Consider the following 12,897-nt stretch of genomic DNA (forward strand, 5'->3'; position numbering starts at 1 on the left):
ACACGCTCTTCAGCCGCGGCCCACGAAGGGCATCTTGGTCGCCATGATCGTGTGGAACAGCACGTTGGCCTCCAGCGGCAGGTTCGCCATGTAGAGCACTGACTGGCCGACGATGGCCACATCGATCAAGGGCTCGATCGCCAGCTCGCCATTGGCCTGCGGCACGCCCTTGGCCATGCGTGCCGCCAGTTCGGTCATGGCATTGCCCACGTCGACCTGGCCCACGGCGATGTCGTACTTGCGCCCGTCCAGCGAGGCCGTCTTGGTCAGGCCCTGAACGGCATGCTTGGTGGCGGTGTAGGCGATCGAGTTGGGGCGCGGTGCGCTGGCCGAGATGGAGCCGTTGTTGATGATGCGGCCGCCTCGCGGGCTTTGCGACTTCATCGTGCGGAAGGCCTGCTGGATGCAATAGAACATGCCGTTCAGGTTGATGTCCACCACGCCCTTCCACTGCTCGGCCGTCCAGTCTTCGAACGGGCCGGGCGGGTTGCCCACGCCGGCGTTGTTGAAGAGCAGGTCGACGCGGCCGAACTTGGCGACCGCGGCGGCGAAAAGCGCCTCCACCGACTTCGGATCGGCCACGTCGGTGGGCACCGCCAGCACCCGGTCGCCCGCGCCGGACTCCTTGGCCACCGCCTCCAGCGGCTCGGCGCGGCGGCCCGCCAGGGCCACCTTCCAGCCGTCGCCCAGAAGGGCCAGTGCGGCGGCGCGGCCGATGCCGGTGCCTGCGCCGGTCACGATTGCAATGCGGCTCGTTGCTTCACTCATCTCGCTTGATCTCCTCGTTGTTCAAGTTCATCGGCGCGCGGTGCGCCCCTTGCCCTTCATCTTGCTGGCGGCCTTCTTGACCGCCGTGCGCAGGGCCTGGATGGGCGATTGTGCCGAACGCGAAGCCTCGGTCTTCTTGCGTCCCGAGCGCTTGTCGGCGGCCTTCACGGGCACGCCGGTCGGACCGGGCAGGCCCTTGTCCTTGAGGGCGCGGTTGGTGAGTTCCTCGCCTTCGCGCACCAGGCGGAAGTCGATCTTGCGGCCGTCCAGGTCCACGCGGCTCACCTGCACCCGCACGCGCGAGCCGATGGCGTAGCGGATGCCGGTGCGCTCGCCGCGCAGTTCCTGGCGCGTCTCGTCGAACTTGAAGTACTCGCCGCCCAGCTCGGTGATGTGCACCAGCCCCTCGACATACATGGCGTCGAGCGTCACGAAGATGCCGAAGGTGGTGGCCGCGGTGACCACGCCGCCGTATTCCTCGCCCAGGTGCTCGCGCATGTACTTGCACTTGAGCCAGGCCTCGACGTCGCGGCTGGCCTCGTCGGCGCGGCGCTCGTTGGCGCTGCAGTGCAGGCCCGCGGCCTCCCAGGCCAACACTTCCTTGCTCGGTGCGACGGTTGCCTTCTGGGGCTTGTTGGCGGGCGCCTTCACTCTCGAGGCCAGGCGCTTGGCCAGCTTCGCGTGCGCTTCGCCTGGCGTGGGCAGCATGGGCAGCTGGTACTTGGTCTTGCCCAGGATGGCCTTGATCACGCGATGCACCAGCAGGTCGGGATAGCGCCGGATCGGGCTGGTGAAGTGCGTGTAGGCCTCGTAGGCCAGGCCGAAGTGGCCGCTGTTGATCGGCGTGTAGATGGCCTGCTGCATGGAGCGCAGCAGCATGGTGTGGATCTGCTGCGCATCGGGCCGGTCCTTGGTGGCTTCGGCCACTGCCTGGAACTCGGCGGGACGCGGATCGTCGCTGATCGACATGCCCACGCCCATGGCCTTGAGGTAGTTGCGCAGGATCTCCTTCTTCTCGGGCGTCGGGCCTTCGTGCACGCGGAACAGGCCCGGGTGCTTGCCTTCGGCGATGAAGTCGGCGCTGCACACGTTGGCCGCCAGCATGGCTTCCTCGATGAGCCGGTGCGCCTCGGTGCGCACGCGGGGCACGATCTTCTCGATGCGGCCGGCCTCGTCGCAGATGATCTGCGTCTCGGTGGTCTCGAAGTCCACCGCGCCGCGCACCGAGCGCGCCTTGAGCAGCGCGCGGTACACGTCGTGCAGATTCAGCAGGTCCTTCACCCGGTCCTTGCGCCTTGCGGCCTCCGAGCCGCGGGTGTTGGCCAGGATGGCCGCCACCTCGGTGTAGGTGAAGCGGGCATGGCTGTGCATCACCGCCGGATAGAACTGGTAGGCATAGATCTCGCCGGTACCGGTGACCAGCATGTCGCACACCATGCACATGCGTTCGACATCGGGGTTGAGCGAGCACAGGCCGTTGGAAAGCTTCTCCGGCAGCATGGGGATCACGCGGCGCGGGAAGTACACGCTGGTGGCGCGGTCGTAGGCGTCGATGTCCAGCGCGCTGCCCGTCTGCACGTAGTGGCTCACGTCGGCGATGGCCACCAGCAGCCGCCAGCCCTTGGCGCGGCCGACCTTGGCGGGCTCGCAATAGACGGCGTCGTCGAAGTCGCGCGCATCCTCGCCGTCGATGGTGACCAGCGGGATGTCGGTCAGGTCGATGCGGCCGCGCTTGTCGGCGGGGCGGACCTTGTCGGGCAGCGCCTTGGCCTGCGCCAGGCAGGCTTCGGAGAATTCGTGCGGCACGCCGTACTTGCGCACCGCGATCTCGATCTCCATGCCGGGGTCGTCGATTTCGCCCAGCACTTCCTTCACGCGGCCCACCGGCTGGCCGAACAGGGCCGGCGGCTCGGTGAGCTGCACCACCACCACCTGCCCGACCTTGGCGGGGCCGGTGGCGCCCTTGGGAATGAGCACGTCCTGCCCGTAGCGCTTGTCTTCAGGCGCCACGAGCCACACGCCGCCTTCATGCAGCAGGCGGCCGATGATGGGCTGCTCGGGACGCTCGACGATTTCAACGACGCGGCCCTCGGGGCGACCGCGCCGGTCCTGCCGCACCACGCGCGCTTTCACACGGTCCTTGTGCAGGACCGCACGCATCTCGTTGGGGGGCAGATAGATGTCCGCATCACCGTCATCGCGCAACACGAAGCCGTGTCCGTCGCGGTGTCCTTGGACAATTCCTTCAACTTCTTCCGACAGAACGCCGGAGTGGCCTAAATTTTTGATATGATTCCTCTCGTTCCTGAAAAACAAAACATGTTGCTGAGGTTAACTCAGCAGCATGCGGGCCCAGATGGCGGAATTGGTAGACGCACTAGTTTCAGGTACTAGCGAGTAACATCGTGGAGGTTCGAGTCCTCTTCTGGGCACCAAACAACAAGATCCCCTGCAAATGAGAGTTTGCAGGGGATTTTTGTTTGTACTGGCGGCAGGCATGTTCGGGTTGCGTCGTCTCGTCTCTGGGCGCGAAGCCCCTCTGACGAGGGCTTCGCGCAGTCATCATGACACACACTGCTGACACTGCGGCGCCACGTGCGAACGCAAGGCCTGCTTGTCGCCGCCTCAGATCGGTAGCGCAATCAGGTCGTGGCCCTGCGTGTCGACCACGCGCGCCTTCGTGAACTCGCCCACCTTGAGCTGCTTGCTGATCTTCTCGGGCGGCAGCAGCCGCACGATGCCATCGATCTCGGGCGCGTCCGCATAGCTTCGCCCCACCCCGCCCTTGCGGCCCATCGCCGGTGCGGAGTCGACCAGCACCTGCATCGTTGCGCCGATGCGACGACGAAGCCGCGCAATCGACACTTCCTCCGCCACTTCCATGAAGCGCGAGCGGCGTGCCTCGCGCTCTGCTTCCGGGAGCATGCCGGGGATGTCGTTGGCCGTGGCACCTTCCACCGGGCTGTATGCGAAGCAGCCGGCGCGATCGATCCCGGCTTCGCGGATGAAGTCGAGCAGATGCTCGAACTCTTCTTCCGTCTCGCCCGGGAAGCCCGCGATGAAGGTGCTGCGAATCACCAGCTCCGGGCACAGTTCGCGCCACCTGGCGATGCGCTCCAGGTTCTTCTCGCCGCTCGCGGGCCGCTTCATGCGCTTGAGCACGGCCGGGTGGCTGTGCTGCAGCGGCACGTCGAGGTAGGGCAGCACGAGGCCCGAAGCCATCAGCGGAATGATCTCGTCCACGCTGGGATAGGGGTACACGTAGTGCAGCCGCACCCAGGCGCCGTAGGGCTCGGCGATCTCGCCCAGGGTGCGCACCAGTTCCAGCATGCGCGTCTTCACGGGCGTGCCGTCCCAGAAGCCGGTGCGGTACTTCACGTCCACGCCGTAGGCCGAGGTGTCCTGGCTGATCACCAGCAGTTCCTTCACGCCGCCCTCGAACAGCGCCTTGGCTTCCTTGAGCACGTCGCCGATGGGCCGCGACACCAGGTCGCCGCGCATCGACGGGATGATGCAGAAGGTGCAGCGGTGGTTGCAGCCTTCGCTGATCTTCAGGTAAGCGTAGTGCTTGGGCGTGAGCTTGATGCCCATGGGCGGCACCAGGTCCACGAAGGGGTCGTGCGGCTTGGGCAGGTTGGCATGGACCGCGTCCATCACCTCCTGCGTGGCATGCGGGCCGGTCACGGCCAGCACGCTGGGGTGCATCTGGCGCACCAGGTTGCCGCCGCCATCGCCGCTCTTGGCGCCCAGGCAGCCGGTGACGATCACGCGGCCGTTCTCGGCCAGCGCCTCGCCGATGGTGTCCAGGCTTTCCTTGACGGCGTCGTCGATGAAGCCGCAGGTGTTGACGATGACAAGGTCGGCGCCCTCGAAGGTCTTGGAGGTCTGGTAGCCCTCGGCGCTGAGTTGCGTGAGGATCAGTTCGGAATCGGTCAGGGCCTTGGGGCAGCCCAGGCTCACGAAGCCCACTTTGGGCGCCGTGGCGGGATTTTCAAGACGTACGGGGGTTGCTGCTTCGGCCATCCCCCTATTGTCCCAGGGAACGCAGCCGCCGGCCCGCGCGGGGCCTTCCGCCGCGAAAGATCAGGGGCGCTTGATGCCGAAGGCGGCCAGCGCCTGCTCGGTGTTCTTCTGCATCTGCTCCTGCAGCTGCTTGAACGCATTCTTGGACTGCTCGGCGTAGTTGCCCATCAGCCCCTGCAGCATGGGCGACTGCATCGACAGGAAGTTGGACCACATCTCGGGCGACAGGGTCTCGGCGTTCTCGGCCATCTGCGCCTGCAGGTCGGTCATGGCCTGGATGTTCTTCTCGAGGTACGGCCCCATGTAGCCCTGCATCGCCTGGCCGTAGAAACGGATGATGCTGGCCAGGGCCTGCTCGCTGAACATGGGTGCGCCGCCGGCTTCTTCCTCCAGGATGATCTGCAGAAGAATGCTGCGCGTGAGGTCGTCCCCCGTCTTGGCGTCGCGCACCACGAAGGATGCCTTGGCCATCACCAGCTGCCTGACCTCGGCCAGCGTGATGTAGGAGGAGGTTTCCGTGTCATAGAGCCTGCGGTTGGGATACTTCTTGATCACGCGCTGCGCCGGCTTGCCGGCGGCCTTCTTGCTCTGCACTTGGGAACTCTCCTTCAGGGTTGGACGCATGGCGCGCGGGCCATTCTAGGGAGCGCGTTTGTTGCACCGCGCCAAGGTTTACCCTCTTCGGGATTCCCTCAATCAACGGCGCAGGCGTATTCGGCACCGCAGACCTTGCAGGCCGCGGTCTCGGGCCGCTCCTCGTCGCCTTCCTTGAAGACCAGCAGGTTCTTCACGCCGTTGAACACCCAGCAGCGCGGGCAATGTTCGTGACCGCCCACCGGCAGATAGGCGCGGGCCCGCTGTTCGGCCCGCTCCCGCGTCACCGGCATGCCGTGGCGCTCGCTGCGCGCGACGTCTTCGGCGGCCATGGTCTCGGCTCGCCCGCTGGCCCGGTCGTTGAGGCCGTAGACTACGCGTGCAAATTCCAGCGGCGCCTGCCGCATCAGTGCGGCCAGCCGGATTTCCTCGTTCGGCGTGGCATCGGAGTCATTGGGCAAGGTGTTCATTCGCGCGGTTTGGACATTGTCAGAACATCTTGAACCAAGTTAACACAAGGCGCACGAACAAAATTCATTCGCCAGGATGAGAGCCACTGTCCCACTGTGATTTACTGGACATGTGTACAGTTTCGGGGTGTCCGCACCTGCGCCCTCCCCGTTGCCTGAAGCCTCTTCCGAACTGACCGTGTCGGTGCGGCGGCTGTGCGCCTTCGCCGCCCAGGCGGGCGACCTCGACCTGCGCTTCACGCCTGCGCCCACTGCGCTGCAAGGCATGGCCGGCCACCGCCTGGTGCAGGCACGGCGTGGCCCGGACTACGAGACCGAGGTCACGCTCGACTGGCGCTTCGAGGGCCTGCGCGTGCGCGGCCGCGCCGACGGCTTCGACCCGCAGGCGCAGCGCCTGGAAGAGATCAAGACGTGCCGCGGCGCCGCCGAAGGCGTCAAGCCCAACCAGCGCGCCCTGCACTGGGCACAGGCCCGGGCCTATGCCGCCATGCTGTGCATCGAGCGCAAGCTGCCTGGCCTGCGGGTGGCGCTGGTGTACTTCGACCTGGACAGCGAGACCGAGACCACGCTCGAAGAGCAACTGGACGCCGCCACCCTGTGCGAGCAGCTGCAGGCGCTGGCTCAGCGCTATCTCGGCTGGGCGCGCTCGCAGGCGCGCCGCGCCGAGGCTTTGTCGCAAGCCTTGTCCGGCCTGTCCTTTCCCCGACCCGCGTTCCGGCCCGGCCAGCTCGAGTTGTCGCGCCGAATCTACCAAGCCAGCGCTGCGCGGCGCTGCCTGCTGGCGCAGGCGCCCACCGGCATCGGCAAGACGCTGGCCTCGATCTATCCGATGCTCAAGGCCAAGGCGCAGCATCGCATCGACAAGGTCTACTTCCTCACCGCCAAGACGCCGGGCCGTGCCGTCGCGCTCGAGGCATTGCGCGAGCTTCGCGACAAGGGCACGCACGACCTGCGGGTTCTGGAGATCGAGGCGCGAGAATCGGCCTGCGTGCATCCGGGTGCCGCCTGCCACGGCGAGGCTTGTCCCCTCGCGCGCGGCTTCTACGACCGGCTGCCCGCAGCGCGTGAAGAAGCTGCCGCCATCCCGGTCCTGGACCGCGCCGGGCTCTCGAAGCTGGCCGCAAACCATGCCGTGTGCCCCTATTTCCTGGCCCAGGAAATGGCGCACTGGTGCGACGTCATCGTGGGCGACTTCAACTACTACTTTCATCCCAGCGCCTTCCTGTACGTGCTGGCGCGGGAGGAAGAGTGGCAGGTGTCGCTGCTGGTGGACGAGGCGCACAACCTGCTGGAACGCGCGCGCGCCATGTACTCGGCACAGCTGAGCGACGCCGCCTTCGACGCGGCGCGCAAGCTGGCGCCACCGGCGGCTGCCCGCGCGCTGAAGGTGCTGCGCACCGAGTGGCGCCGCGCCGAGGACCAATGCGCGGGCGATGCGCTGCTGGACACGCTGCCCGACAACCTGCTCTTCGCGCTGCGCGATTCGGCCGCATGCCTGGCGGAGCACTTCAACGCCAATCCCAAGCTGCCCGAGGGCCCCTTGCACGCCCTCTTCTTCGAAGTGCTGCAATTCGCCCGCCTGGCCGAAAGCTTCGACGAGCATTCGGTGCTGGACTTCTCCCCCGCCGGCGACGCGAGGCAGTTGGCCCTGCGCAACCTGATCCCTGCGCCCTTCCTGCGCCCGAGGTTCGCCGCCGCGCGAAGCTGCGTGTGCTTCTCGGGCACGCTCTCGCCCTTCGACTTCTACCGCGACACCCTGGGCCTGCCGGAGAACACCGCCACGATCGACGTCGACTCGCCCTTCGAGGCGCGGCAGTTGGACGTGCATCTCGCACGGGCGCTGTCCACGCGGCTGGAAGACCGCCCCCATTCGCTCTCACGCCTGGTCGACATCCTGGCCGCGCAGTTCGAGCGCCGCCCCGGCAACTACCTGGCCTTCTTCAGCAGCTTCGAATACCTGGACATGGCCGCCGACGCGCTCGCGCTACGCCATCCGCAGGTCCCGGCCTGGAGCCAGCGGCGTGGCATGCGCGCAGACGAGCGCAGCGCCTTCGTCGAGCGCTTTCGCACCGGCGGCACCAGCGGCATCGGCTTCGCGGTGCTGGGTGGCATCTTCGGCGAAGGCGTGGACCTGCCCGGCGAGCAACTGGTGGGCGCCTTCATCGCCACGCTGGGCCTGCCGCAGCACGACCCGCTGAACGAGCGCATGCGCGCGCGCATGGAAGAGCGCTTCGGCAACGGCTATGCCTATACCTATCTCTATCCCGGCATCCGCAAGGTGGTACAGGCCGCCGGCCGCGTGATCCGCAGCGAGAGCGACGAGGGCGTGGTGTGGCTGCTGGACGAGCGCTTCGCCCGGCCCGAGGTGGCACGGCTGTTGCCCGCCTGGTGGGAACCGCGCCTGGCAAGAATTTGAAAGCGGCGTGGCGTCCTACGCACAAGCCCTGCGCCGTACGACGGTAGCCGGGCGTTACGCTCTGGACACTGGCGCTCGTATTGAACCACACGCAGAAGCCACCATGTTGATGACGCCCCCGACCCCGCAGCAGCTCGCCTTGCTACTCGACGAGGAACTGCAAGATCTTGCCGCCCTGTGGCGCAAGCAGGCGGCGCACGGCGTGCGGCCGGCCTTCGGCGTTGCACATGCGCTGGAAGCGGAATGCCGGCGCCGGGGCCGCGAGCACATGGCCCAGTTGCGCCCCGCGCGCGTGTCGGCATCGGCCGACGAAGGGCGCTGGTGGAACCGGCTCTGGCCGCAGGGCGTTGCGGCCAACAAAAAAGGACTCGGCATGTCTGCGGAGTCCTTGATGCTTCCCTGAAAAGGCTTGGTAGGCGCGATTGGATTCGAACCAACGACCCCCACCATGTCAAGGTGGTGCTCTAACCAACTGAGCTACGCGCCTAAGCGTTTCCTAGGAAGACCGCGATTGTAGCAAACTTTTCGAGAGCTTCTGTCATCGACGGCGCGCGGAGCGCACACCGTTCACCGCCTTGACCACCTGCAGCACCTGCGAGAGGCGCGTCGCGTCGGCGATCTCGATGGTGAACGTCATCCAGGCCGTGCCCTTCACCGACTGGGTCTGCACGCCGATCACGTTCATCTTCTCGCGTGCGAACACGTCGGAGATGTCGCGCAGCAGGCCCTGGCGGTCGGCCGCCTCCACCGCCACGTCCACCGCGTAGACCGCGCCCTGGTCTCCCTTGGGGCTGCCCCATTCGACGTCGACCACGCGCTCGGGCTGGTTCACCGACATCGAGCGGAAGTTGCTGCAGTCGGCCCGGTGGATGCTCACGCCGTGGCCGCGCGTGACGAAGCCTCCGATGGCATCAGGCGGCGCAGGCCTGCAGCACTTGGCCAGCTGGGTCATGAGCGATGAGACGCCCACCACCAGCACGCCGCTCTTGCCCGCCTTGTCGCTGCCACGCGATTTCTTGATGAGCACGCCGTCGTCGGCCTGCGCCGGTGCCTCGGCCGGACGCAGCAGGTTCTCGATGTTGCGCAGCGAGAACTCGTCCTTGCCCACCACCTCGAACAGGTTGTCGGCCGACTTGAAGCCAAGCCGTCCTGCCAGGTCTTCCAGCCGCAGTGCCGTCTTGCCTTCGCGCTGCAGCAGTTTCTCCACCGCCTCGCGGCCGCGAGCGATGGTCTCGTGCGTGATCTGCGCGTTGAACCAGGCGCGCACCTTGGCGCGCGCACGGTGGCTCGCCAGGTAGCCCAGGTCGGCGTTGAGCCAGTCGCGCGACGGGCCGCCGTCCTTCACTGCGATGACCTCCACCGTCTGCCCGTTCTGCAGCGGCGTGTTCAGCGGCACCATGGCCCCGTCCACCCGCGCGCCGCGGCAGCGGTGGCCCAGGCTGGTGTGCACGCTGTAGGCGAAGTCCACCGGCGTCGCACCCTGCGGCAGCTCGACGATGGCCGCATCGGGGGTGAGCACGTAGATGCGGTCGTCGAACAGGCCCTTGCCCTGCTCGCCGCCCGACAGGTCGCGCTCCCAGGCCAGCAGCTGGCGCAGCACCGCGATCTTGGCGTCGTACTCGCCGCCGGCCCAGACGCCTGCATACCCCTTGGTGCCGGCCTCCTTGTAGGCCCAGTGCGCAGCCACGCCGTGCTCGGCATGGTCGTGCATCTCCTCGGTCCGGATCTGGATCTCGATGGGCTTGCCCGCATGGCCGTTGATCCGCTCGCGCACCACCGTGTGCAGCGACTGGTAGCCGTTGGGCTTGGGCCGCGCGATGTAGTCGTCGAACTCCTCGTCGATGGGCTGGAAGTTCGAATGCACCCAGGCCAGGGCCGCGTAGCAGTCCTTCACGTCGGGCACGATCACGCGCAGCGCCATGATGTCGAAGACCTGCGCGAAGTCCAGCGACTTGCCGCGCATCTTCTTGACGATGCTGTAGATGTTCTTGGGGCGCCCCTGCACGTTGGCCTGGATGCCCTCGGCACGCAGGTCCTGTTCGAGGCGGTTGCGCAGCTGCTCGATGTAGCCCTCGCGCTCGGCGCGCTTTTCCTCCAGCAACTGGGCGATCAGCTTGTAGGTTTCGGGCTCCAGGAAGCGAAACGACAGGTCCTCGATCTCCCACTTGACCTGCCAGATGCCCAGCCGATTGGCCAGCGGCGCGAACACCAGGAGCGACTCGCGCGCCACGCTCTCGGTCACCGGGCGCCGCACCGAGGCCGCGAAGCGCAGCGTCTGCAGGCGCGAGGCCAGGCGCAGCATCACCACCCGCAGGTCGCGCGAGAAGGCCAGCAGCATCTTGCGCACGTTCTCGGTCTGCGTGCCCATGCCTTCGATGAGGTGGCCGGCGCCGGGCGCCGAGCGCGCCTGTTCCTGCACCTGCACCAGCTTGGTGGTCTCCACCGCCAGCAGGGCAAAGTTCTGGCCGAAGACCTTGGCAATGACTTCCAGCGGCTTGTTCAGGTGCTGGCAGGAGTACACCAGGTAGCTGGCTGCCTGCATGGCCTCGGAGCCACCCATGCGCTCGACGATGGCGGCCACCGCATCCGCGTGGGCCAGGGTGTTCTCGCCGGTCTTGAGGGTCTCGCCGGCGATCAGCGGCTCGGCGAACGCACGCGCGCGCGCCAGCATGTTCTCCATGGCCGGAGAACTGTCTGCGGTGGCGGCCGACAACGCGGTTTCAGTGATGTTGTCGGCGCTCACGGAAGAGCGCTGCTGCGAAGGTACTGCTACCAAATCCGAAATCCAATTCTTCTCAATCCAGGAGGAAGTCCACCACCACGCCATGCTGCGCAGGTGATACCAGCGTGGGCGCGTGGCCCACTTCCTCGAACTCGACCAGCCGGGCCTTCGCGCCCCGCTGTGTCATGGCCTGCGCGGTCTGGCCCGTCAGCAGGTCCGACTGCGCACCGCGCAGCAGCAAGGTGCGGGCGGAGATCGCGTCATACAAGCCCCACATCACGGCCTCGGCCTGGGTGGCCGCCTCGGGCGTGATGGCGCGGATGGGCGCGCCGATGGCCGGGTCGTAGTGCAGCATGACAGGGCCGCCGGTCTCGCCGGACGCCGCCTTGGCGCTGCCGTCCTCGCTGCGCTGTGCCGCGGGGACCACCATGTGGCGCGAGAGCTCGAGCCATTCCTCGCGCGTGTGCGCGCCGAAACTGGTCGACAGCAGCCACATGGCATCGGCCGCGGCTTCCAGGCTGTCGTGGCGTCCGCCCTTGCCCACGTAGGCACCGATGCGCTCGACCGCCGACTGGCTGATCGCGGGGCCCACGTCGTTGAGCACCAGCCTGCGGATCGGCGAAGGCAGCGGCAGCTTCGGACTGCCGGCGATGGCCATGCCGATCAGGCCGCCCATGCTGGTGCCGACATAGTCCAGCGTGACGATCTCCCGCTGCGCATGCAACTGCGCGAGCAGTGCCAGCATGTCGGCTGCATAGGTGGGCAACTGGTAGCCCTGCGGGTTGCGCAGCCAGTCGCTCTGGCCGCGCCCGACCACGTCGGGGCACACCACGCGCAGATGACCCTTTGCGCGCGCCAGCAGCGCCTGCGCCAGGACGTCGAAGTCGCGCCCCTGGCGGGTGAGCCCATGGACGCACAGCACGACGTGCGGCGCGTCGTCCTCGCCCCACTGCCAGTAGGCCATGCGGTGGCCACCATCGGCGTCGGCGCAGGTCACGAAGCGGAGGGAAGGTCCTGTCATTTTTCTGCCTTGCGTCCTGTGCCGATAATCTCGCTGCATCCTAAATCATCCGGAGAATTGCTCATCATGCTCAAAGGCAAAACCGCTCTTGTCACGGGGTCCACCAGTGGCATCGGCCTGGGTATCGCTTCCGCGCTGGCTCAGCAAGGCGCCAACATCGTGCTCAACGGCTTCGGCGACCACGAGGCACCGAAGGCGCAGATTGCCGCCTACGGCGTGCAGGTGGACTACCACGGCGCCGACATGAGCAAGCCCGACCAGATCGAGGACATGATGAAGCACGCCGCCGCGCGCTTCGGCCAAGTCGACATCCTGGTGAACAACGCCGGCATCCAGCACGTGGCCAATGTCGAGGACTTCCCCGCCGACCGCTGGGATTCGATCATCGCCATCAACCTCACCAGCGCCTTCCACACCTCGCGCCTGGCCGTTCCCGCCATGCGCGCGGCCAACTGGGGCCGCATCATCAACATCGCCTCCGCGCACGGCCTGGTGGCCTCGGCCGGCAAGTCGGCCTACGTGGCCGCCAAGCACGGCATCGTCGGCTTCACCAAGGCGCTGGCGCTGGAGACCGCCACCACCGGCGTCACCTGCAACGCCATCTGCCCCGGCTGGGTGCTCACGCCCCTGGTGCAAAAGCAGATCGACGACCGCGCGGCACGCGAAGGCATTCCGGTCTCGAAGGCGCAGAACGAACTGCTGGGCGAGAAGCAGCCTTCGCTGCAGTTCACCACGGTGGAGCAGCTGGGCGGCCTGGCCGTGTTCCTGAGCTCGCCGGCGGCCGACAACGTGCGCGGCGTGGCCTGGCAGATGGATGGCGGCTGGACGGCCCAATAATAAAGGCCCCCGAGGGCGCTCGGCCGCCTTCGGAGCGGCCGGGCGG

General features: G+C 67.1%; 10 protein-coding genes and 2 tRNA genes. 4 read left to right on the top strand and 8 right to left on the bottom strand.

The annotated features are described in order from the left end of the window. Window positions 1–9: 9 nt before the first annotated feature. Window positions 10–768, bottom strand: a complete 759-nt coding sequence (locus BM345_RS10985) for an SDR family oxidoreductase (RefSeq protein ID WP_093379162.1) — start codon at window positions 766–768, stop codon at window positions 10–12. Between the two features lie 27 nt (window positions 769–795). After that, the gene (gene rnr, locus BM345_RS10990; RefSeq protein ID WP_093379468.1) at window positions 796–3,057 is read right to left on the bottom strand and encodes a ribonuclease R; all 2,262 of its coding nucleotides are present in this window, start codon (window positions 3,055–3,057) and stop codon (window positions 796–798) included. Between the two features lie 61 nt (window positions 3,058–3,118). On the opposite strand from rnr, the gene BM345_RS10995 reads away from it, so the two are divergent. Further along, a tRNA-Leu gene (locus tag BM345_RS10995) sits at window positions 3,119–3,203 on the top strand. A gap of 190 nt (window positions 3,204–3,393) precedes the next feature. Here BM345_RS10995 and rimO read toward each other — a convergent pair. The 3 genes from rimO to BM345_RS11010 form a co-directional block, all read right to left on the bottom strand. Further along, the gene (gene rimO / locus BM345_RS11000; RefSeq protein WP_093379165.1) at window positions 3,394–4,791 is read right to left on the bottom strand and encodes a 30S ribosomal protein S12 methylthiotransferase RimO; all 1,398 of its coding nucleotides are present in this window, start codon (window positions 4,789–4,791) and stop codon (window positions 3,394–3,396) included. Between the two features lie 60 nt (window positions 4,792–4,851). Continuing rightward, window positions 4,852–5,415 carry a polyhydroxyalkanoate synthesis repressor PhaR gene (gene phaR, locus BM345_RS11005; protein WP_093379168.1) on the bottom strand — a complete coding sequence of 188 codons (564 nt, stop codon included), beginning with the start codon at window positions 5,413–5,415 and terminating at the stop codon, window positions 4,852–4,854. A 68-nt stretch (window positions 5,416–5,483) separates the two neighbouring features. Continuing rightward, window positions 5,484–5,855: a hypothetical protein gene (locus tag BM345_RS11010; RefSeq protein ID WP_254789680.1), complete on the bottom strand. Its 372-nt coding sequence runs from the start codon at window positions 5,853–5,855 to the stop codon at window positions 5,484–5,486. A gap of 151 nt (window positions 5,856–6,006) precedes the next feature. Between BM345_RS11010 and BM345_RS11015 the strand changes: the two genes are divergently transcribed. Both BM345_RS11015 and BM345_RS11020 read left to right on the top strand, forming a co-directional pair. Next, window positions 6,007–8,271 carry an ATP-dependent DNA helicase gene (locus BM345_RS11015; RefSeq protein ID WP_254789681.1) on the top strand — a complete coding sequence of 755 codons (2,265 nt, stop codon included), beginning with the start codon at window positions 6,007–6,009 and terminating at the stop codon, window positions 8,269–8,271. A 103-nt stretch (window positions 8,272–8,374) separates the two neighbouring features. Next, window positions 8,375–8,674, top strand: coding sequence for a hypothetical protein (locus BM345_RS11020; protein ID WP_139237497.1), 300 nt, complete (start codon window positions 8,375–8,377; stop codon window positions 8,672–8,674). Between the two features lie 7 nt (window positions 8,675–8,681). Here the strand turns inward: BM345_RS11020 and BM345_RS11025 are convergent. From BM345_RS11025 to BM345_RS11035, 3 genes are all read right to left on the bottom strand, one after another. Next, a tRNA-Val gene (locus BM345_RS11025) sits at window positions 8,682–8,758 on the bottom strand. Window positions 8,759–8,809: 51 nt separating this feature from the next. After that, complete coding sequence (locus tag BM345_RS11030) at window positions 8,810–10,951, bottom strand: RelA/SpoT family protein (RefSeq protein ID WP_254789695.1); 2,142 nt, start codon at window positions 10,949–10,951, stop codon at window positions 8,810–8,812. 115 nt (window positions 10,952–11,066) lie between these two features. Continuing rightward, window positions 11,067–12,014: an alpha/beta fold hydrolase gene (locus BM345_RS11035; RefSeq protein WP_093379177.1), complete on the bottom strand. Its 948-nt coding sequence runs from the start codon at window positions 12,012–12,014 to the stop codon at window positions 11,067–11,069. A 66-nt stretch (window positions 12,015–12,080) separates the two neighbouring features. Here BM345_RS11035 and BM345_RS11040 point away from each other — a divergent pair, with 66 nt between their 5' ends. Continuing rightward, window positions 12,081–12,851, top strand: a complete 771-nt coding sequence (locus BM345_RS11040) for a 3-hydroxybutyrate dehydrogenase (protein ID WP_093379476.1) — start codon at window positions 12,081–12,083, stop codon at window positions 12,849–12,851. The last annotated feature ends 46 nt before the right edge of the window (window positions 12,852–12,897 follow it).

The organism is Variovorax sp. OV329, assembly GCF_900114785.1.
Classification (GTDB): Bacteria; Pseudomonadota; Gammaproteobacteria; order Burkholderiales; family Burkholderiaceae_C; genus Variovorax.

What these genes read in the sequence shown, in the direction of transcription:
- BM345_RS10985 (WP_093379162.1), bottom strand. Translation starts at nt 768, where the DNA reads ATGAGTGAAGCAACGAGCCGCATTGCAATCGTGACCGGCGCAGGCACC.
- rimO (WP_093379165.1), bottom strand. Translation starts at nt 4,791, where the DNA reads ATGGCCGAAGCAGCAACCCCCGTACGTCTTGAAAATCCCGCCACGGCG.
- phaR (WP_093379168.1), bottom strand. Translation starts at nt 5,415, where the DNA reads ATGCGTCCAACCCTGAAGGAGAGTTCCCAAGTGCAGAGCAAGAAGGCC.
- BM345_RS11010 (WP_254789680.1), bottom strand. Translation starts at nt 5,855, where the DNA reads ATGAACACCTTGCCCAATGACTCCGATGCCACGCCGAACGAGGAAATC.
- BM345_RS11020 (WP_139237497.1), top strand. Translation starts at nt 8,375, where the DNA reads ATGTTGATGACGCCCCCGACCCCGCAGCAGCTCGCCTTGCTACTCGAC.
- BM345_RS11030 (WP_254789695.1), bottom strand. Translation starts at nt 10,951, where the DNA reads ATGGAGAACATGCTGGCGCGCGCGCGTGCGTTCGCCGAGCCGCTGATC.
- BM345_RS11035 (WP_093379177.1), bottom strand. Translation starts at nt 12,014, where the DNA reads ATGACAGGACCTTCCCTCCGCTTCGTGACCTGCGCCGACGCCGATGGT.
- BM345_RS11040 (WP_093379476.1), top strand. Translation starts at nt 12,081, where the DNA reads ATGCTCAAAGGCAAAACCGCTCTTGTCACGGGGTCCACCAGTGGCATC.